This is a genomic window from Salipiger bermudensis, assembly GCF_020171625.1.
GTDB classification, from domain to species: domain Bacteria; phylum Pseudomonadota; class Alphaproteobacteria; order Rhodobacterales; family Rhodobacteraceae; genus Salipiger; species Salipiger bermudensis_B.
The window spans coordinates 42,758-65,705 of record NZ_JAIUZY010000014.1 but is presented as its reverse complement, the minus strand read 5'-3'; the positions used below and the strand labels follow the sequence as shown (position 1 = coordinate 65,705).

Annotated in this window: 19 protein-coding genes; 9 read left to right on the top strand and 10 right to left on the bottom strand. The window is 67.6% G+C overall.

Annotated features, from left to right (window positions below):
• Nucleotides 1-6: 6 nt before the first annotated feature.
• From LCM15_RS19555 to LCM15_RS19535, 5 genes are read right to left on the bottom strand one after another with little or no spacing between them, the layout of a single operon-like run.
• Nucleotides 7-1,656, bottom strand: a complete 1,650-nt coding sequence (locus LCM15_RS19555) for a methyl-accepting chemotaxis protein (protein WP_263619729.1) — start codon at nucleotides 1,654-1,656, stop codon at nucleotides 7-9.
• 15 nt (nucleotides 1,657-1,671) lie between these two features.
• The gene (locus LCM15_RS19550) at nucleotides 1,672-2,202 is read right to left on the bottom strand and encodes a chemotaxis protein CheW (protein WP_224859399.1); all 531 of its coding nucleotides are present in this window, start codon (nucleotides 2,200-2,202) and stop codon (nucleotides 1,672-1,674) included.
• Nucleotides 2,202-4,124, bottom strand: a complete 1,923-nt coding sequence (locus tag LCM15_RS19545; protein ID WP_224859398.1) for a chemotaxis protein CheA — start codon at nucleotides 4,122-4,124, stop codon at nucleotides 2,202-2,204. The genes LCM15_RS19550 and LCM15_RS19545 overlap by 1 nt, the downstream gene beginning before the upstream one ends.
• Nucleotides 4,124-4,489 carry a response regulator gene (locus LCM15_RS19540; protein ID WP_224859396.1) on the bottom strand — a complete coding sequence of 122 codons (366 nt, stop codon included), beginning with the start codon at nucleotides 4,487-4,489 and terminating at the stop codon, nucleotides 4,124-4,126. The genes LCM15_RS19545 and LCM15_RS19540 overlap by 1 nt, the downstream gene beginning before the upstream one ends.
• Nucleotides 4,464-4,748: a lipid asymmetry maintenance protein MlaB gene (locus LCM15_RS19535; RefSeq protein ID WP_224859499.1), complete on the bottom strand. Its 285-nt coding sequence runs from the start codon at nucleotides 4,746-4,748 to the stop codon at nucleotides 4,464-4,466. Before LCM15_RS19535 ends, LCM15_RS19540 begins: the two co-directional genes overlap by 26 nt.
• 201 nt (nucleotides 4,749-4,949) lie before the next feature.
• Here LCM15_RS19535 and LCM15_RS19530 point away from each other — a divergent pair, with 201 nt between their 5' ends.
• A complete protein-coding gene (locus LCM15_RS19530) occupies nucleotides 4,950-6,650 on the top strand; it encodes a hypothetical protein (RefSeq protein ID WP_224859394.1) in 1,701 nt (566 codons plus the stop codon).
• A gap of 206 nt (nucleotides 6,651-6,856) precedes the next feature.
• Here LCM15_RS19530 and LCM15_RS19525 read toward each other — a convergent pair whose 3' ends face one another.
• From LCM15_RS19525 to LCM15_RS19510, 4 genes are all read right to left on the bottom strand, one after another.
• Nucleotides 6,857-7,987 (bottom strand): glycosyltransferase, encoded by a 1,131-nt coding sequence (locus LCM15_RS19525; protein ID WP_224859392.1) that lies wholly within the window; start codon nucleotides 7,985-7,987, stop codon nucleotides 6,857-6,859.
• A gap of 92 nt (nucleotides 7,988-8,079) precedes the next feature.
• The gene (locus tag LCM15_RS19520) at nucleotides 8,080-9,450 is read right to left on the bottom strand and encodes an aspartate aminotransferase family protein (RefSeq protein ID WP_224859391.1); all 1,371 of its coding nucleotides are present in this window, start codon (nucleotides 9,448-9,450) and stop codon (nucleotides 8,080-8,082) included.
• Between the two features lie 38 nt (nucleotides 9,451-9,488).
• Entirely contained in the window at nucleotides 9,489-10,946 is a 1,458-nt protein-coding gene (locus LCM15_RS19515; RefSeq protein WP_224859389.1) for an NAD-dependent succinate-semialdehyde dehydrogenase, read from the bottom strand.
• Nucleotides 10,947-11,250: 304 nt separating this feature from the next.
• Nucleotides 11,251-11,736: an Lrp/AsnC family transcriptional regulator gene (locus tag LCM15_RS19510; protein ID WP_224859387.1), complete on the bottom strand. Its 486-nt coding sequence runs from the start codon at nucleotides 11,734-11,736 to the stop codon at nucleotides 11,251-11,253.
• Between the two features lie 297 nt (nucleotides 11,737-12,033).
• Here LCM15_RS19510 and LCM15_RS19505 point away from each other — a divergent pair, with 297 nt between their 5' ends.
• Entirely contained in the window at nucleotides 12,034-13,557 is a 1,524-nt protein-coding gene (locus LCM15_RS19505) for an aldehyde dehydrogenase family protein (RefSeq protein WP_224859385.1), read from the top strand.
• A 117-nt stretch (nucleotides 13,558-13,674) separates the two neighbouring features.
• Here LCM15_RS19505 and LCM15_RS19500 read toward each other — a convergent pair whose 3' ends face one another.
• A complete protein-coding gene (locus tag LCM15_RS19500) occupies nucleotides 13,675-13,998 on the bottom strand; it encodes a HesB/IscA family protein (RefSeq protein ID WP_007800910.1) in 324 nt (107 codons plus the stop codon).
• A gap of 113 nt (nucleotides 13,999-14,111) precedes the next feature.
• Between LCM15_RS19500 and LCM15_RS19495 the strand changes: the two genes are divergently transcribed.
• From LCM15_RS19495 to scpB, 7 genes are all read left to right on the top strand, one after another.
• Nucleotides 14,112-15,284: a deoxyguanosinetriphosphate triphosphohydrolase gene (locus tag LCM15_RS19495; RefSeq protein ID WP_224859383.1), complete on the top strand. Its 1,173-nt coding sequence runs from the start codon at nucleotides 14,112-14,114 to the stop codon at nucleotides 15,282-15,284.
• A 131-nt stretch (nucleotides 15,285-15,415) separates the two neighbouring features.
• Nucleotides 15,416-17,272: a cation:proton antiporter gene (locus tag LCM15_RS19490; protein ID WP_224859381.1), complete on the top strand. Its 1,857-nt coding sequence runs from the start codon at nucleotides 15,416-15,418 to the stop codon at nucleotides 17,270-17,272.
• 282 nt (nucleotides 17,273-17,554) lie between these two features.
• Complete coding sequence (gene argS / locus LCM15_RS19485; protein ID WP_224859379.1) at nucleotides 17,555-19,297, top strand: arginine--tRNA ligase; 1,743 nt, start codon at nucleotides 17,555-17,557, stop codon at nucleotides 19,295-19,297.
• 87 nt (nucleotides 19,298-19,384) lie between these two features.
• Entirely contained in the window at nucleotides 19,385-20,392 is a 1,008-nt protein-coding gene (locus tag LCM15_RS19480; protein ID WP_224859377.1) for an SPOR domain-containing protein, read from the top strand.
• Complete coding sequence (locus LCM15_RS19475) at nucleotides 20,389-21,396, top strand: glycoside hydrolase family 3 N-terminal domain-containing protein (RefSeq protein WP_224859375.1); 1,008 nt, start codon at nucleotides 20,389-20,391, stop codon at nucleotides 21,394-21,396. The genes LCM15_RS19480 and LCM15_RS19475 overlap by 4 nt, the downstream gene beginning before the upstream one ends.
• On the top strand, nucleotides 21,396-22,202 hold the full coding sequence (locus LCM15_RS19470; RefSeq protein ID WP_224859373.1) for a segregation and condensation protein A: 807 nt from the start codon (nucleotides 21,396-21,398) through the stop codon (nucleotides 22,200-22,202). Before LCM15_RS19475 ends, LCM15_RS19470 begins: the two co-directional genes overlap by 1 nt.
• A 124-nt stretch (nucleotides 22,203-22,326) precedes the next feature.
• A complete protein-coding gene (gene scpB / locus LCM15_RS19465; RefSeq protein WP_224859497.1) occupies nucleotides 22,327-22,938 on the top strand; it encodes an SMC-Scp complex subunit ScpB in 612 nt (203 codons plus the stop codon).
• Nucleotides 22,939-22,948 lie beyond the last annotated feature (10 nt).

Sequence of the window (22,948 nt, the reverse complement as noted above, 5' to 3'; positions counted from 1 at the left end):
CGGTCCTCAGGCCGCGCTGCGGGAGGCACGCATGAACTCGGCATCGAGTTCATCCTCGCCGCCAGACAGGTCAAAGTCGAACCCACCACCCGCAAGCTTGCCCGGGGTTCGCTTGGGTGTCGAGGCCGCAGGGCGCCGCACCTCGGTCGCGACGGGCTGCGCGCCTGCGTGGGCCTCGGTCCGGAAGTAGGAAATCGCGGCGCGCAAGCTTTCGGACTGACCGGAAAGCTCCTCGGCGGTGGCCGACATTTCCTCGGAGGCCGAGGTGTTTTCCTGTGTCACCTTGTCGAGCTGCTGGATGGCAAGATTGACCTGGGTCGCACCCGATGCCAGTTCCCGGCTGGCGCTGCTGATCTGCGCCACGAGGTCCGAGGTTTTCTCGATATCCGGCACGAGCCCGTCCAGCATCTTGCCTGCCTCTTCCGCCGCGCGAACCGTATTGCCGGACAAAGACGAGATTTCTCCGGCGGCCGTCTGGCTGCGTTCGGCCAGCTTGCGGACTTCGGAGGCGACGACTGCGAAGCCGCGGCCATGCTCTCCGGCGCGGGCCGCCTCGACCGCCGCGTTCAGGGCGAGCAGATCGGTCTGGCGGGCGATCTCCTGCACCACCATGATCCTCTCCGCGATGGTTTTCATCGCCTCGACGGCCTCTGCCACTGCCGTGCCGCTCTCGCGCGCGTCCGCGGCGGACTTTCGAGCGATTTCCTCTGTCTGGCCGGCATTGTCGGCGGTTTGCTTGATGTTCGCCGTCATCTGCTCGACCGAGCTGGACGCTTCTTCCGTCGACGAGGCCTGTTCGGTCGCGCCCTGGCTGAGCTGTTCGGCGGTCGAGGCCATCTGGGCTGATCCGGAGGCGACCTGACCGGCGCCGCCGGTCACCTCGCCCACCACCCGGCGGAGGTTCGCGGTCATCTGGTTCATCGATCTGAGCAGGTCGCCGATCTCGTCGTTCGAGGTCACTTTCGCCGTGTCCGTCAAATCGCCGTCGGCGACCTTGCGGCTCAGGTTGCTCGCGCGGGCCAGCCCCCTCGACAGCGTCATGACAATCCACAAACCGGCGAAGATAGAGACCGCCGCGATGCCGATCATCATCGCGATGGTCTGGGTGCGAGCGGCAGTGTAGCTCGCTGAGGCTGCGGCGGCGGACTGATCGAGGCTCTTCTGGTTGGCCAGCAGAATCGACTCGACCTGCGCCTCCATCTTCTCCCAGGCGGTCTGGCCCTCGGTGTTCAGGAGGCGAAAGGCTCTGAGGCTGTCACCGTCATCGGCCATTGCCATCGCACGTTCGTTGACCGACCGGATTTGTTCCAGGACGGAATCGTACTGATCGAGAGACGCGTTCCCGTCTGCGGTCGCGATCTCGCGGAGGCTTCTGAGATACCGGTCGTGCCGGTTCCGAGCCTGATCCATCCCGTCGACGATGTCCCTGCGTGTGACAGGGCTCTCCACAAGGAGATATTCCCGCACGTCGCGCTGCACGCGCAGCTGTTCACGACCCAGTTCCGTGCCGAGTTTGATACGTTCGGCGTCGTTATTGATCACACCCTCCATGCGCGCCTGCATCCCCGACAGCTTGTTCAGGGCGATCGCGGAGGCGAAGATCGAGCTCATGACGATGACGGCAAGGGTCACGGAAAGTTTCAGTTTCAATGTCATTCGCATTTTGGAACCTCAGCACGATTGATGAACGGGGTGGTCGATTTCGGCGAGATAACCCGCGAAGATCGCACCAAGATCGGGGATGATGAAGAAGCGCTCACCCTGTCGGCCGACCGCCCGGACGTAGTGGCGAGGCCAGCTTGCGCCGACGGCGGGAACGTCCTCGAGGCTGGCGGACGTCACCTTGGTCACTTCGTGGACCTGTTCCGCCAGCACCCCCACGACGGAGGGCGTGTCGGCGAGTGGGAGATCAAGGACGAGGATCCGGGTGTCTTCGTTCACGTCGTTTTGCGGCATTCGAAGCGGAATGCGCAGGTCGGTGAGCGGCACCACGGCGCCGCGCACGTTCAGCAGGCCCGCCGCGAAAGGCGGCGCGTTCGGGACCCGGGTGACCTCGCCCGGCTCGATCACGGTTCGCAAGACGTTGGTCTCGATCGCAAGAAGCTCGCCGCCGAGGCGAAAGGTCACCATGTCCCAACGTTTCAGCGGAGGCGCACTCGCGCCCCTGCTCGCCTGCTGCGCTCTTTGGGTCCCGTCGGACATCACGCGGCCTCCCTGCTGTCGAGGGTTTGCCCGAAGGACACGAGCTGGGGGATGTCGAGGATCAAAGCGACCGATCCATTGCCGAGCACGGTGGCCCCGGAGAACATCTTGAGCGCGGCATGCAGCGGCGAGAGCTGCTTGATGACGGTTTGCGACGACCCGATGATGCGGTCCACCGTGAGCCCCACCCGCAGGCCGGCGGCAGTGACGACGACCACCTTCTGGTGAGGGCCAGGCACGCCCTTGCTGGCAAGCAGATCGCGCATCCGCAGGTACGGCACGAGCTGGTCACGGATATTGAGAAACCGCGTCGTCCGCGCGTCTCCGACCTCATCGTCCGGCAACTCGATGATGTGTTCGACGGCCGCAAGAGGGATGGCATACCGCTCGTCCGCGATCTCGACGAGGAGGCCGTCGATGATCGCCAGGGTCAACGGGAGGCGCATGTCGATCCGGGTGCCATGGCCGGGTTCGCTGTCAACGTCGATCCTGCCGCGCAATTGCTCGATGGTCCGCTTGACCACGTCCATCCCAACACCGCGCCCACTGAGTTCGGTGACCGCGTCTGCGGTGGAGAAGCCGGGCTGGAGGATCAGGGCACGGACGTCGTCATCGTCCAGATTTGTGTCCGGTCCGATCAGGCCGCGGTCTTCTGCCCGGGCGCGGATCTTTTCCAGTTCGAGGCCGCGCCCGTCATCGGAGAGCGAAATGATCACCTCTGCGCCGGAATAGCGCGCCGACAGCCGGATGGTGCCATGCTCCGGCTTGCCCATGGCACGACGTTGCTCGGCGGTCTCCAGCCCGTGGTCGGCCGCGTTTCGGATCAGGTGCATGAGGGGATCGGAGAGCTTTTCGATCACCGTCTTGTCGAGTTCCGTGTCCTGGCCCTCGATCTCAAGGGTAATGGGTTTGCCCAGCGTACCGGTGAGATCGTGAACCAGCCGTCGGAAGCGGCCGGTGATTGTCTCGATGGGGGTCATGCGGATTGACATCGTCGTCTCGCGCATCCCGGAGGCCAGGCGCTCGATGTCTTCGGCAACCGCCACCAGTTGCGGATCGCGGGATCTGGCTGCAAGCTCGGCCAGGCGCGCCTCGGCGATGACCAGTTCACCGACCCTGTCCATCATCTCGTCCAGCCGTTCGGCGGGCACCCGCATCATGGACCGCTCGCTGGTAGGGGGCGACGTCCGGGTGGCTTCGGCGGGAGGGGCTGCCATGGCGGACGAGACATCGCCGCGGGAGATATCGGCGTCCTCCTCCGCACCCGCGGCCCCAGCAGGCTTGAGGTTCAGGTCGAGTCCCTCCTCGTTGAACAGAAAGACATCGCGAATGTCGTCCTCGGTGATCTCGCCGGGCAGATCCATCCGCCATCCGATGTGCAGCTCCGCCGGCGCCATCTTTTCGAGCGGTGGCAGATCATCAAGGATCGGGGCAATGTTGCTGGCACCCATGGCGCGAAATTCTGCGAGGATCGCTTCGGGTCGTCCGCCAAGCGTGAGCGTGTCCGGAGCAAGCCGGAACGACATGATCCAGCCCGGATCTTGGGCCTCCGCCTCGCGATCTCCCGAGACAAGGGCAGCCAGCCTGCCCAGAAGCAGCGCGCCCGGTTCGGTCGACCCGCCTGCCAACAGGTCCACCACGTGGTCGCGCGCCGAAAGGGCGATCTCGATGAGCTGCGGGGTCACCTTAAGCGTTCCTTCACGCACCGCCTCGAACGCGGTTTCGAAGTCGTGGAGGAATTGCGACATCGCGATCTGGCCGAACATGGCCCCGCTGCCCTTGAGCGTATGCAGATCTCGAAAGGCGCTGTCGATCAGGGACTTGTCCGTGGGGTTGGCCTTCAGGTCCAGTAGGGTCGCCTCAAGCGATTCCGTCAGGTGTTGCGCCTCAATCAGGAACAGCGGATCGGTTTCCTCACTCATCAGCCCAGAACCTTCTTCACGACGCTTAGCAATTTCTTGTCGTCGAACGGCTTGGTCATCCAACCGATCGCCCCGGCCTCGCGCGCCGTCTGCTTGAGGGCGGCGGCGTTCTCGGTGGAGAGAAAAATCACTGGCACGCCCGCACTGCCCGGCATCTTGCGAAAGGCGCGGATGAACCCGATCCCATCGAGGTTGGGCATGTTTTGGTCCGTGATGACGGCCCGGGGGACCGCACTTCGCGCCAGGCCAAGGGCCGCCTGACCATCGGGGGCCTCGACCGTGTCATAGCCGGCAAGACGCAGGGTCGAGGAAATCAACCGCCGAACAGAATCGGAATCGTCAACGACAAGTATCGGTCTGGGCACCCGGGCTCTCCATTTCGCTGGTGTGTGGCTGGCACAGCCGATCGAGGGCGAGGCCCCGCCAGAGTGCCTCTGGCTGGCTGCCCGGTGCCATGACGAGGGCGACGTCCTTGCCGTGTGCGCGGGCCGAGTTGAGGGCAGCGGCGATGAGTTGCGCGCCAGCCGTGTCGATCTCTGCAACATCCCTCAGGTCGATCCGGCAGGTCTCGTGGCTCAGAAGTCCGATCAGACCCTGCCGCGCATCCTCGATGTCAGAAATCACATAGGGCAACCGTGCCACCTTGACTTGAACCGACTGGACCTTGGTTAGACCGGGGGAGGTTTACAAACCGTCAAGCCGCGCAGGAAAAATCTGGCCCGGACTAACCCTTCTTTAAGCCGCGTCCGATAGCTCTGGGGCGTCTTCGATGCTCTCTGCGACAGGAGGGCGCGCACCCGGACTATGCCATGCGATCAATGCCTTATGCCAAATCCTCTTGCCCGACCGGTCGCTCAGCACGACGCCCTTACGGCGCTTCAGGCCGAAATCGACGCGATCGAAGGCGCCTTCTCAGAGGCCGTGGAGGCGCTGATCTCGGGGCGCGAGGGACTCGTCAAAATGATCGCCGCGCTGCGATCCTACGAGGAGGGGCTGCAATCCTGCATCGACCAGGATCTTCCACAGGTTCTCGGGCGGCTGGCCGCACGGCTGGCGGACGCCGAAACGAGGGACACCGAAAGCCTTCGGAAACTGGAGCGGATGATATCGGACATATCGGGCGTGGAGGCGCCGATGCACCACCTGCGGGAGCTGATCCGGACGCTGGAAATCTTCTCTAGCACCGCCAGCGTCGTGGAAGCCGAGTCCGAGCTCGCCGGTCGCTCGAACTTCTCGGCGCAGATCAAGTCACTCTCGCTCAAGAGCTTTACCGGCCTCCAGGATCTCAGGACGCTGGTCGGGGAGCTGAAACTGCAATTGGTGTCTCTCAAGACCGCGCAGGAAACCCATGCCTCAGCCGGTCTGCAACGTCTTGCAGGGATCGGCGACCGGCTTACCCAGCTCGGCCGCGGGGTGGCGGGCGATCTCGCCAAGGCGCAGGCCCCGGCGCGCCGCGTTCATGACGTTGCCGGGCAGGTCGGCGAACGGATGAACCGGACCTTGGCGTCGCTGCAGATCGGCGACAGTGTCCGGCAGCGTCTCGAGCACGTGATCGAAGCCTCGCGCACCTTTGGGCCCGGCACCGGGACGCCCCCGTCAGCCAGACTGCTGATCGGCATCATCGGGGTGCGCCAACTCTACGCGGCGGCCGATGCGCTGAGCCGGGAACTGGCCACGCTTCCCGGCGACCTGCGCGCACTTCGCGCCGACACCGGGACCCTGCTGACCATGGGGCAGGACCTGAAGTCGGACACAACCTTGTCGGCGCGGTTCCTTCCGATCAAGGACCTCAGCGCGCGCAGCCTGTCGGCGCTCTATGCGGGTGAGGCACACCGCCGGACGGTGCAAGACCGTCTCAGGGCGATGGGCGCGATCGTCCAGGATGTCAAAGGCACGCTGGATCGTCAGGCCGTCCTTGACGAGGAGATGAAGTTTGGCAGCTTGAACGTCTCGTTGCTGAGCCGGAGTGCGATCCGGGGTGGCAGCGCAATGAACTACGTCACGCACGAGATTGCCGAGCTGATCATACGATGCCTGAAGCAGCGTCTCGAAGTGATCGACATTCTGTCCGACATCGTTGCCTCGATCTCGGATACGCAGGATCAGCAGGCGCTTTCAGCGGACCTTGACGCCATCCGCGACGATCTCGACGGTCTGACCCAGGTGCTCCACGTCTGGGAGGCGCTCTCGGGCGGGGTGGACGCCCTGCTCCAGACCGGACCGGCCAGCGCCGCGGCGTTTGGCGCCTGTGCCGACCAAATGGAGGTGCAGGTCCCATTGGTCGATCGGGTCCGGGAGCTTGCCGCCCAGCTCGGCAGCGCCTGCGCAGAGGCCGATCCGAAAGACCTCTACCGCGAGCCTCGGGCGTCGGAAGCCGCCGACTGGATGCGGACGCTTTATTCCGTCCCCGAGGAGCGCGATCTGCACGATGACATCTGCGGAACCTTCGGGTCAAACCGCGCCGAACGCGCGGCAGACCCGGACGAGAGTGAAACTGACAGAGATGAGGAATTCGAGTGGTTCTGAAAAAGACCGAACGTCTTCAACCACGTCCCGCCTGATCGACGCGCAAGCGCTCAGGTCCGGCCGGTTTGCCCCTCGCTGCGAGCTCCGACGGATCTTTCGACCGCGTTGCCGGTCAGGCGAGGCGCCCTCGTCTTCTTCTGGCCAGAAATATCCCCGCCGGAGGCAGGCAGAACTCCGCGGCCGGGAGGGCGGCACGGAAAGCGATCTCAGGCGAGGGTGCCCCGGATGACGCGCTCGACCTTCTCCAGCAGCACCGCGTTGTCGAAGCGGGCCACGGCGGTGTCGCGGGCGGCGCGGGTCATGGCGGAGCGGTCCTCCATGTCGAGAAGCTGCGCGATGCGGTCGGCGAAACCCGCTTCATCCCATTCGGGCACCAGCAGCCCGTTGACGCCGTCCTCCACCGCCTCGGGGATGCCGGCATGGATCGTCGAGAGCGTGATGCAGCCGCAGGCGAGCGCCTCTTGGATCGCGGTGGGCAGGCCCTCGGTGTTGCCGTTCTTGGCGGTGACCGAGTGCTGCAGGAAGATCTCGGTGCCCACGAGGTGCTGGCGCACCGCGTCATGCGGCAGCGCGCCGGTGAAGGTGACCTGGTGGCCGACGCCGAGCTCTTTCGCCATCGTCTTGCAGGTCTCGAGCAGGGGGCCGTCGCCGATGAAGGTCAGATGCGCGTCCCGCCCCCTGGCGGCGGTCGCGAAGGCGCGCAGCGTCACCTGGGGGGCCTTCTTCTCGACCATGCGGCCCACTGCGAGGAAGGAGCCCGGGGTCTTCTCGCCCGGCGTGAAGCGGCGGATGTCGACGCCCGAGGGCACCACGTGGGCGTTGGGATGCGTCACGCCGTGGCGGGCGAGGTTGTCGAGCAGGAACTGCGACACCGAGAACACGCCGGCGAGCCGCGGCATCATGTGCCTGTAGGCCCGCACGGTCTTGTTCGAGCGCAGCGCGAAGCTGGCATCGGTGCCGCGGAAATAGGTGAAGCAGGGCAGGTCCATCGCCTGCGCAAGCTTCGCCACGACGAGGGCCTGGGTGCCGAACTCGGCGAGGATCACCTCGACCTGCTGGTCGCGAAGCCAGTCGCGCAGGCGGGCCTTGTTGTCGCCGAAGGGCAGGCGGCCGGTGCTCTCGGTCAGCGCGTTCCAGCCCATGGCCAAGGGCGCGCGCAGGCGGTCGGCGGTCGAGAGCGGTGCGCGGCGCTCGAAGATCGGCTTGCCGAGCGGGTCGGTGCCGTTGAAGCGCCCGGTGAGCACGCAGGTCTCTCCGCCGAAGATATGCGCGATATGGCGGTTGATGAAGGTCTCGCCCGGGACGAAGAAATCGGAGGTCGCGATGCAGGTCTTCATGGGGGCACTCCGAAGGTTGCGGCGCGGCCCTTGTGCCCCTCCCGACCGCGCCGCGCAAGTGGGGGCCCCGTTGGCCGGGGGCCCCGTGTGTGTCAGCCGAGCACGCTGGTCACCGCGTCGCGGGTAACCGAGACGATCTCGTCGGCCTCGGCGCGGCTCAGGCAGAGCGGCGGGGCGAAGCCGAGGATGTCGCCCTGCGGCATGGCGCGGGCGATCACGCCGCGCTCGAGCATGGCAGCCACGACCTTGGCGCCCTTGCCCTCGGAGGCGTCGAAGAAGCGCCGCGCGTCGCGGTCCTGCACCAGCTCCACCGCGCAGAGCATCCCTTCGCCACGCACCTCGCCGACATGCGCATGATCGCCGAGGGCGTCACGCATGGTCTCGGTCAGGTAGCGCCCGGTTTCGGCGGCGTTCTGCACGAGGTTCAGCTCGTCGATGAGCTGCAGGTTGGCGATCCCGGCGGCGGCGCCGATCGGGTGGGCCGAGTAGGTCCAGCCATGGCCCAGGACGCCGTACTCGTCGGTGCCCTGGCACAGCACATCCCACATGCGCTGGCCCACGATGGTGGCCGAGAGCGGGGCGTAGGCCGAGGTCAGACCCTTGGCCGAGGTGATGAGATCGGGCTTCATCCCGTAGTGATCCGAGCCGAACATCGAGCCGAGCCGCCCGAAACCGGTCACCACCTCGTCGGCGATGAGCAGGATGTCGTGGCGGTCGAGCACCTCCTGGATTGCTGGCCAGTAGCCCTCGGGCGGCGGCACGATGCCCCCGGTGCCCAGCACCGGCTCGCCGATGAAGGCGGCGATGGTGTCGGCGCCCTCGGCGGCGATCAGCTCCTCGAGCTTGGCCACGCAATGAGACACGAACGCTGCCTCGGTCTCGATGCCCTCGGGGCGGCGGTAGTAGTAGGGCGCCTCGGTGTGCACCACCTGCGCCAGCGGCAGGTCGAACTTCTTGTGGAACAGCTCGAGCCCGGTGAGCGAGCCGGTCATCAGCCCGGAGCCGTGATAGCCGCGCCAGCGCGAGATGATCTTCTTCTTCTCGGGGCGGCCGAGGATGTTGTTGTAGTACCAGACCAGCTTGATGTTGGTCTCGTTGGCATCCGAGCCGCCAAGCCCGAAATATACCCGCGCCATGTGATCGGGCGCCCGGTCCATCACCATCTTGGCCAGGGTGATCGAGGCCTCGGAGCCGTGGCCGGCATAGGCGTGGTAATAGGCCAGCTCGTGCGCCTGCTTGGCGATCGCTTCGGAAATCTGGGTGCGGCCATAGCCCACGTTCACGCAGTAGAGCCCGGCAAAGCCGTCGAGCAGGCGGTTGCCGTCACGGTCGGTGATGTAGACGCCTTCGCCGCCGGTGACGATGCGCTGGGGCGCCTCGCCGCGGGCGAACTGGCCGAGATGGGTGGAGGGGTGGAAAAAGCTCTCGCGGTCCCACTTGCCCAGTTGGTCATTCGTCAGCATAGATCGTTCCTTCTTGGTGTTCTTCAGGCGCGCGGGGTTCAGCCCCAGTCGCGGCAGACGTATTTGATGTCGGTGAAGGCCTCGAGGCCCTGGCGGGCGCCCTCACGGCCAAGCCCGGATTGCTTGGTGCCGCCGAAGGGGATCGGGGCCCCGGTGACCTTGGTACGGTTGACCGCGACCATGCCGAACTGCAGCGCCCGGGTGAGGCGGTAGATGCGGCGCGGGTCGAGGCTGTGCACGTAGGCGACGAGCCCGTATTCGGTGGCGTTGGCGCGGGCGATCACCTCGGCCTCGTCGTCGAACACGGCGAGTGGCGCGACGGGGCCGAAGTTTTCCTCCGACATGATCGCGGCGCTGTCGGGCACATCTGCCAGCACGGTCGGTTCAAAGAACAGCGGGCCGTGGCTCTCGGAGACCTTGCCACCGGCGCGCAGGCTGGCGCCCTTGGCCAGCGCGTCGGCGACCTGGGATTGCTGCTTCTCGATGGCGCGCTCGTGGATCAGCGGGCCGATCTCAGGGTCGTCGATGCCGTGCCCCATGGTGAGCGCCTCCACCGCCGTGGTGAAGCGGGCGCAGAAGTCGTCATAGACCGCGCGCTGAATGTAGAACCGGTTGGCGCCGAGGCAGTCCTGCCCGGACGTGGCGAACTTGGCCTTCACCGCCTCGGTGACCGCCCGATCGAGATCGGCGTCGTCGAAGACGATGAACGGCGCGTGGCCGCCAAGCTCGAGCACCAGCCGCTTCACCGTGTCGGCGGACTGACGGTAGAGCAGTCGTCCGATCTCGGTCGAGCCGGTGAACGAGAGCGCCCGCACGCGAGTGTCGGCGGTCCATTCGCCGACGATGGCGGCGGCGTCGCCGATCACCGTGTTGATTACGCCCTCGGGGAAGCCCGCGCGGCGGGCCAGCTCGGCCAGCGCCAGCGCCGAGAGCGGGGTTTCGGCAGAGGGGTGGATGACAACGGTGCAGCCGGCGGCGAGCGCCGCGGCGGCTTTGCGGGTGATCATCGCGCAGGGGAAGTTCCACGGGGTGACGAGGGCGGCCACGCCCACCGGCTCGCGCCAGAGTTCCATCTCGGCATCGGGCAGGTGGCTGGTGACACCCTCGATATTGGGGCGCAGGGCCTCCTCGGCGTAGAACTGCACGAAGCTCGCGGCGTAGTCGATCTCGCCGCGGGCCTCGCTGATCGGCTTGCCCTGCTCGGCGGTCATGATGCGGGCGAGGTCTTCCTTGGCCGCGACGATCAGGGCGTGCCAGCGGTGCAGGATCGCGGCGCGGTCCTGCGGCAGGGTCAGCGCCCAGTCGGGGAAGGCGGCATCGGCGGCATCGACGGCGGCGCGGGCGCCATCGGCTTCGCTTATCGCCACCTTTGCGACAAGCTGCCCGGTGGCCGGATCGCGCACGGCAAGACGGCCCGCGCCGGGGAAATCGCCGGCACTGGGCATGAGGGCGGGATCGGCGAGGCCGAGCGTGGGGCTGTTCGAGAGATCGGTCATGGGCAACACCTCCTGAGTGTCGCCAGGGTGCCTCAGGCCGGGGAGAGGATTTCTCCGGAGTTGCGTCGGCGGGAGGAAAGTTTCTCTCGGGTTTTGCCGGAAGGAGGAGAGGAATTCTCTGGTGGGTTATCTGGCCTTGGTAAGCGCACCAGGGGGGACTTCAGCGGTCTCGGGGAGCCGTCCCTCGACAGGGAGCGAGTTCCGTGGGTCTGACGGGCGGGCAGGGCGCATGCCCTAGTGTCCAAAGGAGGCGAGCGGTCTCGATACGCGCGCAGGGGATGCCGCTGCGCGTCCGGCACCGTGTTCAGGGGGCGCCGCGCAGAAGCCCCATGGCGGGGGGATCGGCCTTGACCGGCTTGGTCACGATGTAGCTGTAGTAGCGCCGCACCCCGGCGCGGCTTTCCAGCAGTCCGTCCATCATCTCCTGAAAGGTGGCGACATCGGTGGTCACCACCTGCATCAAGTAGTCATAGCCGCCGCCGATGGCCCAGCAGCCGGTGACCTGATCCATCCGCGCGACGGTGCGCTCGAAGAGCTGGAAGCTCTCGGCCTTGTGGCTTTCGAGTTCGACGGTGACGAAGACCTGAACATGCGGGCCAAGCGCGGCCAGGTCGATCTCGGCCCGGTAGCCGGTGATGTAGCCGGCCTTCTCGAGCCGCTTCATGCGCTCCCAACAGGGGGTGGGCGACAGGTTCACCCGCGCCGCCAGCTCGGTCTTGGCGATGCGGCCCTCGCGGCTGAGCGTTGCGAGGATGGCGATATCTCTGTGATCGAGGCGGGTGGACTGCATCCTTCGCTTGTTCCGGGATGGGCGCGGTTTGTCAATCTGGACGCGCGGGGGCCAACCGCCGACAGGCGGGGCCGGTCCCGGGAGCCCCAATATTGCGCGGTATCGCTGATCTCCCCACAGAGGAGAGGGCAGACCCTCATTACAAGACCTGCGCCGGCGATGAACCGAACCGCCATGCGTGCCGCGCATGGGGGCAGTTGCATTCGTCGTTTGGGGCAGGGGCCGGTGCAATGGTAGCGTTCCGGAACCGTGCGTTGCGACGCACCCCTTTTCGCCACGCCAAGGAGACTCTCCCCGATGCTCACCGAACCGCTTCCCGCCCTCACCGCACGCACCCTTGAGGCCTGCGGCGTCACCACGACGCTCGACGCGTCCGGCGGCCTCGAGGTGATCTCGCCGGTCACCGGCGAGGCCGTGGCCACGCTCGCCACGCACAGCTCTGCCGATGCCGAGGCGGCGGTGAGCCGTGCCGCGCGCGCCTTCCGCCAGTGGCGCATGGTGCCCGGCCCGCGTCGGGGCGAGCTGGTGCGCCTCTTCGCCGAAGAGCTGCGCGCCTCGAAGGAGGATCTCGGGCGCATGGTGTCGATCGAGGCGGGCAAGTCGCCCTCGGAAGGCGCGGGCGAAGTGCAGGAGATGATCGACATCTGCGATTTCGCCGTCGGCCTGTCGCGCCAGCTCTACGGTCTGACCATCGCCACCGAGCGGCCCGGGCACCGGATGATGGAGACGTGGCACCCGCTGGGCGTGGTGGGCATCATCACCGCCTTCAACTTCCCCTGCGCGCCGTGGTGCTGGAACGCGGCGCTGGCGCTGGTCTGCGGCGATCCGGTGGTCTGGAAACCCTCCGAGAAGACCCCGCTGACCGCGCTGGCCTGTCAGGCGGTGTTCGACCGCGCGGTGGCACGCTTCGGCGACGACGCGCCCGAGGGGCTTTCGCAGGTGCTGGTGGGCGGCCCGCCGCTGGGCGAGGTGCTGACAGACAGCCCCTCGGTGGCGCTGGTCTCGGCCACCGGCTCGACCCGCATGGGCCGCATCGTCGGCCCGCGCGTGGCGGAGCGCTTCGGGCGCTGCATCCTCGAGCTGGGCGGCAACAACGCCGGCATCGTCTGCCCCTCGGCGGATCTCGACATGGCGCTGCGGGCCATCGCGTTCGGCGCCATGGGCACCGCCGGGCAGCGCTGCACCACCATGCGCCGGCTCTTCGTGCATGAGAGCATCTATGACCAGATCGTGCCGGCGCTGAAAAAGGCCTATGCCTCGGTCTCCGTCGGCAACCCGCTCGAGACGCAGGCCCTCGTTGGCCCGCTGATCGACGGCACCGCCTTCGAGGCGATGCAGGAAGCGCTGGACGAGGCCCGGGCGCTGGGCGGCAGCGTCCATGGCGGCGAACGCGAAAGCGTCGGGGCGGAGAGCGCCTATTACGTCAAGCCGGCGCTGGTCGAGATGCCGGAACAGGCCGGTCCGGTCCTGCGCGAGACCTTCGCGCCGATTCTCTACGTGATGAAGTATTCCGAGTTCGACGACGCGCTCGACGCGCACAATGCGGTGGGCGGCGGGCTGTCGTCGTCGGTCTTTACCACCGACCTGCGCGAGATGGAGCTGTTCCTCTCGGCGCGCGGCTCGGATTGTGGCATCGCCAACGTCAACATCGGCACTTCGGGCGCCGAGATCGGCGGCGCCTTCGGGGGCGAGAAGGAGACCGGCGGCGGCCGCGAGAGCGGCTCGGACGCGTGGCGCGCCTATATGCGGCGGGCCACCAACACCATCAACTATTCGCGCGAGCTGCCGCTGGCGCAGGGCGTGGTGTTCGACATCGACTGACCTGATCGGGGCACCGGCAAACACAAGAAAACCCCCGCGGGCGAGGCTCGCGGGGGTTCGTATTTCATTTATACATCAATGTGTTGTGACGGGCCGTTCAGGCGTCGTCACATGCGCTCACATCGAGAAGCTGGTGCCGCAACCGCAGGAGCTGGTGGCGTTCGGGTTCTCGATCACGAAGCGCGCGCCGATCAGCTCTTCGGAGAAATCGATCACCGCATTGGTGAGGAACGGCAGCGAGACCTCGTCGATCACCACCTGTTCGCCGGAGCCCTCGAGCACCAGATCGTCGTCGGCCGGATCATCGAGCTTGATCTCGTACTGGAAGCCCGAGCAGCCACCACCCTCGATGGCCACGCGCAGGGCCTTTCCCTGGGCATGGGCGCCGATCTCGTGAAGGCGGGCAAAGGCACGGTCGGTGACTTTGGGGGGCAGATTCATGGCAAGACTCCCAACGGTTTATCTTGGCGGACTTGTCGAATATAGGGATCCCAAGGACAGGCGGCAACCGGGCGAAACGATCCGGCCCGCGACAGACATGAAGGCAAACGCGCATGGCGATCTACGCTTGCGATCCGCAGCACGCACGCGGGCGACGCGTGCCCGAGGAAGAGAGCGCGTTCCGCTCCTGCTTCCAGCGCGACCGGGATCGTATCATTCACTCCTCGGCCTTCCGACGGCTCAAGCACAAGACCCAGGTCTTCGTCGAGCACGAGGGCGACTTCTTCCGCACGCGGCTGACGCACTCGATCGAGGTGGCGCAGGTGGCGCGCACCATGTCGAACGCGCTGGGGCTCAACACCGATCTCACCGAGGCGGTGGCGCTGGCGCATGACCTGGGCCACACGCCCTTCGGCCACACCGGCGAGGACGCGCTGCACGAGCTGATGGCGCCCTATGGCGGCTTCGATCACAACGCGCAGGCGCTGCACATCGTGGCCTCGCTCGAGCGTCACTATGCCGAGTTCGACGGACTCAACCTGACGTGGGACACGCTCGAGGGCATCGCCAAGCACAACGGCCCGCTGCTGCCGCTGAAGGAGGGCGAGGCGCTTCCGGTGACGCTGGCCGAGTACAACGCACGCCACGATCTCGAGCTGCACACTCATGCCAGCGGCGAGGCGCAGGTGGCGGCGCTGTCGGATGACATCGCCTACAACAACCACGATTTGCAGGACGGCCTGCGCGCCGGGCTGTTCACCGAGGCCGAGATCGCCGAGCTGGCGCTGATCGGCCCCGCCTATGCCGAGGTCGACCGGCTCTATCCCGGCCTCGACGCCTATCGCCGCCGCCACGAGGCGCTGCGGAGGGTGTTCGGCTACATGGTCTCGGACGTGATCGACACCAGCCGGGCCCGGCTCGAAGCCGCGGCCCCCGACGGGCCGCAGGCGATCCGCGACCTTGGCCGCCCGGTGATCGCGTTCTCCGATGACATGTGGGCGCAGCTCAAGGAGATCCGCAGCTTCCTGTTCCGCCGCATGTACCGCGCGCCCTCGGTGATGGAGATCCGCACCAAGGTCACGCAGGTGGTCTACGATCTGTTTCCGCTCTTCATGGCGAACCCGTCGCTGCTGCCCGAGCGCTGGCATGTCGAGATCGCCGCCGCCGAGGACGAGACCGCGCTGGCGCGGCTGGTCTGCGACTACATCGCCGGCATGACAGACCGCTACGCCTTGCAGGCCCATTCGCGGCTGATGGGTGTGGACATCCTGCACGACGTGCGCTGAGCCGACGCCGCGGCGCCGGTTTCACTGGACAGCAACGCCTTTCGACACATCTGATGGTGTCCGGCGCGCAGGCCTCTGCCTGCGCGCCCTTGCGTGTACCCGGTCGGGTGCGTCCGAGTGAAAGGAAGACGATGGCAGTGGCTGAAACCGCGGGTCTCGACCCGGTGATTGGATTTGCGCTGGTTGGCGCGCTCGGCGTCGGGTCGCAATGGCTCGCCTGGCGCCTCAGGCTGCCGGCCATCGTGCTGATGCTGGTTGCGGGGCTTGCGATCGGGCCGGGGCTCGGCGTGCTTAACCCGTCCGAGGATTTCGGCAGGCTGATGCAGCCGATGCTGGCCATCGCGGTGGCGATCATCCTCTTCGAGGGCGGGATGACGCTGAACTTCCACTCGCTCCGCGATGCAGCCACCGGCGTGCGGCGGCTGGTTCTGGTCGGCGGGCCGCTGGGCTGGGCGGCGTCGACGGCGGCGCTGCACTGGGCCGCCGGGCTGTCGTGGGAGGTCTCCGCGGTGTTCGGCGGCATCATGATCGTCACCGGCCCCACGGTGATCGCGCCGCTGCTGCGGCAGGCCCGGCTCAAGCGCCGCCCGGCGGCGCTGCTGCAATGGGAGGCCATCGTCAACGACCCCGTGGGCGCGCTTGCGGCGGTGCTGGCCTTCGAGGTGGTGGTCGTTCTCAACAACGCCGAGACCGCCGGCGACGCGGTACTGCAGATGGTGCTGGGTGTGGCGGTGGCCATCGCGCTGGGGGCGGCTGGGGGCTGGGGGCTGGCGCGCGCCTTCCGCAATGCCCTGGTGCCGGAATACATGAAGGTCCCGGTGCTGTTCGTGCTGCTTCTGGGGGTCTTCGCGCTCTCCGACAGCCTCCTGCACGAGAGCGGCCTGCTTGCGGTCACGGTGATGGGCCTGTGGATCGCCAACGCCAACCTGCCGAGCTACGAGGAGTTGCGCCGCTTCAAGGAGCACGCCACGATCCTGCTGGTCTCGGGGGTGTTCATCCTGCTCGCCGCCAACATGACCCGCGAGACGCTGATGTCGCTGGACTGGAGCGCGGCGCTGTTCGTGGCGGCGGTGATCCTGATCGCGCGCCCGCTGCCGGTGCTGACGGCGCTGAGTTTTTCGAACATCCCGTGGCGCGAGCGCCTGCTGGTGGCCTTCACCGGGCCGCGCGGCGTGGTGCTGGTCGCGGTGGCGGGCCTCTTCGGCGAGCGCCTCGCCTCGCTGGGCGTGGACGATGCCGAGCGCATCGCGCCGCTGGCCTTCGCGCTGGTGGCGGCCACGGTGGTGCTGCACGGCTTCACGCTGACGCCGATGGCGCGGCTCTTGGGCCTGACCGCCACCGAGACGCCGGGCGTGATGATCGTCGGCGGCTCGCGCTGGTCGGTGGCGCTGGGGCAGGCGTTCAAGAAGCTCGACCTGCCGGTGCTGGTGGCCGATCCGAACCGTGCCCATCTGCGCAGTGCCCGCGAGGCGGGGCTCGAGACCTTCTGGGGCGACATCCTGTCCGAGGCGGCCGAGCACAAGCTCGATTTCGTCAGCTATGACAAGATCATCGCCGCCACCGACAACGATGCCTACAACACGCTGGTCGCCACCGACCTCGCGCCCGAGTTCGGCCGCGAGCACGTGTTCCAGCTCAAGCGGATGCGCGAGACCTCGGCCCGCCATGCCTTGCCGGCGACGCTTGGGGGGCAGAAATTCGCCGCCGACGAGACCTTCTTCGAGGCCAGCGCGCGTCTCGCCGAGGGCTGGGAGTTCCGCGTCACCAAGCTCTCGGCGGAGTTCCCGCTGGCGCAATGGCGCGACACCAACCCCGACGCGGTGCCGGTCGCCGATCTCGGCCCCAACGGCACGCTGCGCTTGCTCGGCCCCGAGACCAAGGTCAAGGAGACCGAGGGCACGCGGCTGCTCTTCCTCGCGCCCGAGCGTCAGGAGCGCAAGGACGACCGCCGCGACGAGAACGGGCAGGACACCATGAAGGCCGGCTGAGCGCGCGCGCCGCTCCCACGACACGCTCCCGGCCGCGATGGTCGGCCTGCCTCCGGCGGGAGTATTTTTGACGAAGAGAAGACAGGGGGAGAAGACAGGGGGAGAAGACAGGGGCGCAGCGCTCCTGTCTTCTTCTGGCCGAAAATATCCCGGGGGAGTCCGCGCACAGCGCGGGCGGGGGCAGCGCCCCCTCTTGCGGGGTGTGCAGCGGGTGCGGCGCAGGCCATTTGACCCTGCCTGCCGAAGTGGTAGAGGGAACGCCGACCGTATGGAGACGCTGACATGAACCTCTTCACCGATATTCGCGCGCTTGTCCTGCAGGCGATCGAGGCGCTGCAGGCCGAGGGCGCGCTGCCCGAGGGCCTCGCCACAGCCGCCGTGACGGTGGAGCCGCCGCGAGACCCGCTGCATGGCGACATGGCGACCAATGCCGCGATGGTGCTGGCCAAGCCCGCCAAGGCCAAGCCGCGCGACATCGCCGAGGCGCTGGCCGCGAAGATCGCCGCCGACGACCGCGTCGACAGCGCCGAGGTGGCGGGTCCGGGCTTCCTCAACCTGCGGCTCGCGCCGTCGATCTGGCAGACCGTGCCGCAGACCGTGCTGGCCTCCGGCACCGATTTCGGCCGCTCCGAGATGGGGCAGGGCGCAAAGGTCAATGTCGAGTATGTCTCGGCCAACCCGACCGGCCCGCTGCACGTGGGCCATACCCGCGGCGCGGTGTTCGGCGACGCGCTGGCCAGCCTGCTGGATTTTGCCGGCTACGACGTCACCCGCGAATACTACATCAACGACGGCGGCGCGCAGGTCGACGTGCTCGCCCGCTCGGTCTACCTGCGTTACCTCGAGGCGCACGGACACGAGGTCGAGTTTCCCGACGGCACCTATCCCGGCGAATATCTTCAGCCGGTGGGCGAGGCGCTCAAGAAGATGGTCGGCGACAAGTATGTCGGCGCGCCGGAAGAAGAGTGGCTGGAGCCGATCCGCGAGCACGCGACCGAAGCGATGCTGGAGCTGATCCGCGTGGACCTCGGTCTGCTGGGCGTGAAGATGGATCACTTCTTCTCGGAGAAATCCCTCTATGGCACCGGCAAGATCGAGGCCGCCATCGAGAGCCTGAAGGACAAGGGCCTGATCTATCGCGGCGTGCTGGAGCCGCCCAAGGGCAAGACCCCCGAGGACTGGGAGCCGCGCGAGCAGACCCTGTTCAAGTCGACCGAGCATGGCGACGATGTCGACCGTCCGATCATGAAATCCGACGGAGCGTGGACCTATTTCGCCCCCGACATCGCCTATCACTATGACAAGATCACCCGCGGCTACGACCAGCTCATCGACGTGTTCGGCGCCGATCACGGCGGCTACGTGAAGCGCATGAAGGCGGCGGTCTCGGCGCTCTCGGACGGCAAGACCCCGCTCGACGTCAAGCTGATCCAGCTGGTCAAGCTGTTCAAGAACGGCGAGCCGTTCAAGATGTCGAAGCGCGCCGGCACCTTCGTCACCCTGCGCGACGTGGTCGAGGAGGTGGGGCCCGATGTGACCCGCTTCGTCATGCTGACGCGCAAGAACGACGCCTCGCTCGATTTCGACTTCGCCAAGGCGGTGGAGCAGTCGAAAGAGAACCCGGTGTTCTACGTGCAATACGCCCATGCCCGGATCTGCTCGGTGATGCGCAAGGCGACCGAGGCCGGCGTCGACGTGTCCGATGCCGCGCTGGCCGATGCCGATGTCTCGGTGCTGAGCCACGAGGCCGAGCTTGGCCTGATGAAGAAGCTCGCCGAATGGCCGCGCCTCGTGGAGATCGCCGCCAAGGGGCACGAGCCGCACAAGGTCGCCATCTGGCTCAACGAACTGGCCTCGGATCTGCACGCGCTGTGGAACAAGGGCCACGATGAGCCCGAGCTGCGCTTCCTTCAGGACGACGCCGCGCTGAGCCAGAGCAAAATCGCGCTGGCGCGGGCGGTCGCGGTTGTCATTTCCGCGGGCCTTGGTATCTTGGGCGTGACCCCGGTGGAAGAAATGCGCTGAGCCAGAACGCCGCGCCGCCCCGGGAGCACGGGCAGAGCAGAACACCCGCGACGCGGCAGGGCCGCAGCGGCGGGGCAGCGAGGCAGAATGGCGGATTTCACCTATGACGCGCCTGCGGACGAGCAGGCGCCGAGCGGGAACAGGATCGCGACGCTGACCAACTGGGCCGGCGCGCTGGTGTCGCTTGCGCTGATCGCCGGCGTCGGCGTCTGGGGCTACAAGCTTGTGATGCGGGATGTCACCGGGATCCCCGTGGTGCAGGCCATGGACGGCCCGATGCGCATCGCGCCGGAGGACCCGGGCGGCACGCTTGCCGATCATCAGGGCCTCGCGGTGAACGACGTCGCCGGCACCGGCCTCGCGGCGCCGGTTCCCGACCAGCTTTTGCTTGCGCCTCAGCCGGCCGACCTCAGCGACGAGGATCTGCCGGTGGCAGCGCTTCCGACGCCCGAGCCGCAGGCGCAGGAGCGCATCGCCGAGGCCGGGCTGGGCGAGGCCGAAGAGGGCGCGTCCGCCGAGACCGCGGCGCCCATGAGCGAAGACGACATGATCCGCGCGCTGGCCGATCAGATCGCCGCCGACGCGCGCCCGCTGAGCGCGCTCGAGGACGGCGAGAATGCCGAGGTGCAGACCGCGCTCGGCGACGCCGATGCCGAGGACGAGGGGCTCGCCACCGAAGAGCTCGCCGCCGTGTCCGGTCCGCCGGGCGCGCTGGTGCGCTCGCTGCGCCCGTCCAGCCGGCCTGCCGCGCTCAACACCTCCGGCCCGTCGCCCGAGGCGACGCTGGCGGCGGCGCTCGAGGCCCAGCAGGGGCCCAGCGAAATCGACCCCTCTTCGCTTCCCGCCGGCACCCGACTGGCGCAGCTCGGCGCCTATGACAGCCCCGAGACCGCGCGCAGCGAATGGAAGCGCTTCTCGGCGCGCTTCGGCGAGTTCATGGACGGCAAGTCGCGTGTCATCGAACGTGCGACCTCGGGCGGGCGGATCTTCTACCGCCTGCGCGCCCACGGCTTCGCCGATCTCTCCGAGGCCCGCCGCTTCTGCGCCGCCTTCGTGGCCGAGAACGCCGACTGCATCCCGGTGACCACGCGGTGAGCGGCCAGCGTTTCGGATCGGCGATCCTCGGCCCTGAGGGCCTGCGTCTTTCAGCCGAAGAGCGCAAGTTCTTCGCCCGGACCGACCCGTTCGGCTTCATTCTTTTCGCGCGCAACCTCGAGAGCCGCGCGCAGATCCGCGCTCTCACCGCCGAGCTGCGCGACGCCGTGGGCCGCGATGCACCGATCTTCATCGACCAGGAAGGTGGCCGGGTGCAGCGCCTGCGTCCGCCGCTGGCCACTGAGTGGCTGCCGCCGCTCGACGACGTGGCCCGTTTCGGCGCCAATGCCGCCGAGGCGATGCGGCTGCGCTTCCTGATCACCGCACTAGAGCTGCGCGACCTCGGCATCGATGGCAACTGCGCCCCGATGCTTGATGTCGCCCGCACTGCCACGCATCCCTTCCTGCGCAACCGCTGCTATGGCGAGACGCCGGACCGTGTGGCCGAGATCGGCCGCGCCGTGGCGCAGGGCCTTCTGCAGGGCGGCGTGCTGCCGGTGATCAAGCACCTGCCGGGCCATGGTCTCGCGCAGCTCGACAGCCATCTCGACCTGCCGCGCATCTCCGCCCCACGCGCCGAGCTCGACGCGGTCGACTTCGCCGCCTTCCGCCCGTTCCACGACCTGCCGCTCGGGATGACCGCGCATCTGGTCTTCGAGGGCCTCAATACCGCGCCGGCAACGGTCGATCCCGCGATGATCCGCCTGATCCGCGAGGAGATCGGCTTTGCCGGTTTCCTGATGACCGACGATGTCTCGATGCAGGCGCTCTCGGGCACCGTGCCCGAGCGTGGCGCCGCCGCGCTGGAAGCGGGCTGCGATTGCGTGCTGCATTGCAACGGCGACATGGCCGAAATGGCGCCGCTGATGGAGGTTGCCGGGCGGATGAGCCCGGAGGCACAGGCCCGCGCCGAGGCGGCGCTTCTTGCACGCACGGCGCCTGCGTCGCTTGACATCGATGCGCTCGCTGCCGAGCGTGAGGCGCTTCTGCCCGAGACCGCCTGATGTCAGACGAGGATTTTGACACCAACGTCGAGACGCTGAGCGTCGCCGAGCGGCTTGCCGCCGAGGCGCTGATCGTCGATGTCGACGGCTTCGAGGGGCCGCTGGACTTGCTGCTGACGCTGTCGCGCACCCAGAAGGTCGACCTGCGCAAGATCTCGGTGCTCGAACTGGCGCGGCAGTATCTGGCCTTCGTCGACCGCGCCAAGGCGCTGCGCATCGAGCTGGCCGCCGACTATCTCGTCATGGCGGCCTGGCTCGCCTTCCTGAAATCGCGCCTGTTGCTGCCGCCCGATCCCACCGACGAGGGCCCCTCGGGCGAGGAACTGGCGGCGCATCTGGCGTTCCAGCTCGAACGGCTGCAGGCGATGCGCGACGCCGCCGCGCGGCTGATGGCGCGCGACAGGCTGGGGCGGGATTTCTTCGCCCGTGGGCTGCCCGAGGACATGGAGCGCGTGCGCCGCGTGCACTACACGGCGACGCTGATGGACCTGATGCAGGGCTATGCAAGGATCCGCACCCTGGACGAGTTCCGCCCCTTCGTGATGGACCGCGAGAGCGTCTACACCATGGAGCAGGCGCTCGACCGGATGCGCGGGCTGCTGGGCTTCGCCGGGCAATGGACCGATATCTCCTCCTGGCTTCCCGACGGCTGGGAGGTCGATCCGGTCAAGTGGCGCTCGGCCACCGCCGCCACCTTCGCCGCCTCGCTCGAGCTGGTGAAGGAAGGCCATGCCGAGATCCGCCAATCCGAGACCTTCGCGCCGATCCAGCTGCGCAAACGGGAGAGCCGCCATGACCGAGACTGACGCCAAGGAAAGCGGCGCTCCGGACGCCGACGAAGAGCCGAACGGCGCGGCGCCCGAGGCCTCGGACGGCGTGCGCGATGACACTGCCGCCAAGCCGCGCGAGACCCTGTTCGAAGCCCCGGCGATGGCCGAGCAGGAGCGCATGGTCGAGGCGATCCTCTTCGCCTCCGCCGAGCCGGTGACGGTACGGGAGCTCGAGGCGCGGATGCCGCATGGCTCCGATCCGGCCGAGGCGCTGGTGCAGCTGCGCCGGCATTACGAGGGCCGCGGCGTGCGGGTCGTGCGCGTGGGCGATGCCTGGGCGATCCGCACGGCGCCGGACCTTGGCTTCCTGATGCAGAAGGAGACGGTCGAGACCCGCAAGCTCAGCCGTGCCGCGATCGAGACGCTGGCGATCGTCGCCTATCACCAGCCGGTCACCCGCGCCGAGATCGAGGAGATCCGCGGGGTCAGCGTGTCGCGCGGCACCGTCGACCAGCTGCTCGAGATGGAGTGGATCCGGTTTGGCCGTCGCAAGATGACGCCGGGCCGCCCGATCACCTTCGTGGTGACGCAGGAGTTCCTCGACCAGTTCGGCCTCGAAAGCGCCCGCGACCTGCCGGGGCTGAAAGAGCTGCGCGCCGCCGGCCTGCTCGACAACCGCCCGCCGCTGGGGACCATCCCGCTGCCGGGAAACAGCGACGCGGACGAGGACGAAGACGAGGCGCCCGGTCAGAGCGAGCTGTTCGAGGACTGACGCGGGGGGG

What these genes read in the sequence shown, in the direction of transcription:
- LCM15_RS19555 (WP_263619729.1), bottom strand. Translation starts at nt 1,656, where the DNA reads ATGACATTGAAACTGAAACTTTCCGTGACCCTTGCCGTCATCGTCATG.
- LCM15_RS19550 (WP_224859399.1), bottom strand. Translation starts at nt 2,202, where the DNA reads ATGTCCGACGGGACCCAAAGAGCGCAGCAGGCGAGCAGGGGCGCGAGT.
- LCM15_RS19545 (WP_224859398.1), bottom strand. Translation starts at nt 4,124, where the DNA reads ATGAGTGAGGAAACCGATCCGCTGTTCCTGATTGAGGCGCAACACCTG.
- LCM15_RS19530 (WP_224859394.1), top strand. Translation starts at nt 4,950, where the DNA reads ATGCCAAATCCTCTTGCCCGACCGGTCGCTCAGCACGACGCCCTTACG.
- LCM15_RS19525 (WP_224859392.1), bottom strand. Translation starts at nt 7,987, where the DNA reads ATGAAGACCTGCATCGCGACCTCCGATTTCTTCGTCCCGGGCGAGACC.
- LCM15_RS19520 (WP_224859391.1), bottom strand. Translation starts at nt 9,450, where the DNA reads ATGCTGACGAATGACCAACTGGGCAAGTGGGACCGCGAGAGCTTTTTC.
- LCM15_RS19515 (WP_224859389.1), bottom strand. Translation starts at nt 10,946, where the DNA reads ATGACCGATCTCTCGAACAGCCCCACGCTCGGCCTCGCCGATCCCGCC.
- LCM15_RS19510 (WP_224859387.1), bottom strand. Translation starts at nt 11,736, where the DNA reads ATGCAGTCCACCCGCCTCGATCACAGAGATATCGCCATCCTCGCAACG.
- LCM15_RS19505 (WP_224859385.1), top strand. Translation starts at nt 12,034, where the DNA reads ATGCTCACCGAACCGCTTCCCGCCCTCACCGCACGCACCCTTGAGGCC.
- LCM15_RS19500 (WP_007800910.1), bottom strand. Translation starts at nt 13,998, where the DNA reads ATGAATCTGCCCCCCAAAGTCACCGACCGTGCCTTTGCCCGCCTTCAC.
- LCM15_RS19495 (WP_224859383.1), top strand. Translation starts at nt 14,112, where the DNA reads ATGGCGATCTACGCTTGCGATCCGCAGCACGCACGCGGGCGACGCGTG.
- LCM15_RS19490 (WP_224859381.1), top strand. Translation starts at nt 15,416, where the DNA reads ATGGCAGTGGCTGAAACCGCGGGTCTCGACCCGGTGATTGGATTTGCG.
- argS (WP_224859379.1), top strand. Translation starts at nt 17,555, where the DNA reads ATGAACCTCTTCACCGATATTCGCGCGCTTGTCCTGCAGGCGATCGAG.
- LCM15_RS19480 (WP_224859377.1), top strand. Translation starts at nt 19,385, where the DNA reads ATGGCGGATTTCACCTATGACGCGCCTGCGGACGAGCAGGCGCCGAGC.
- LCM15_RS19470 (WP_224859373.1), top strand. Translation starts at nt 21,396, where the DNA reads ATGTCAGACGAGGATTTTGACACCAACGTCGAGACGCTGAGCGTCGCC.
- scpB (WP_224859497.1), top strand. Translation starts at nt 22,327, where the DNA reads ATGGCCGAGCAGGAGCGCATGGTCGAGGCGATCCTCTTCGCCTCCGCC.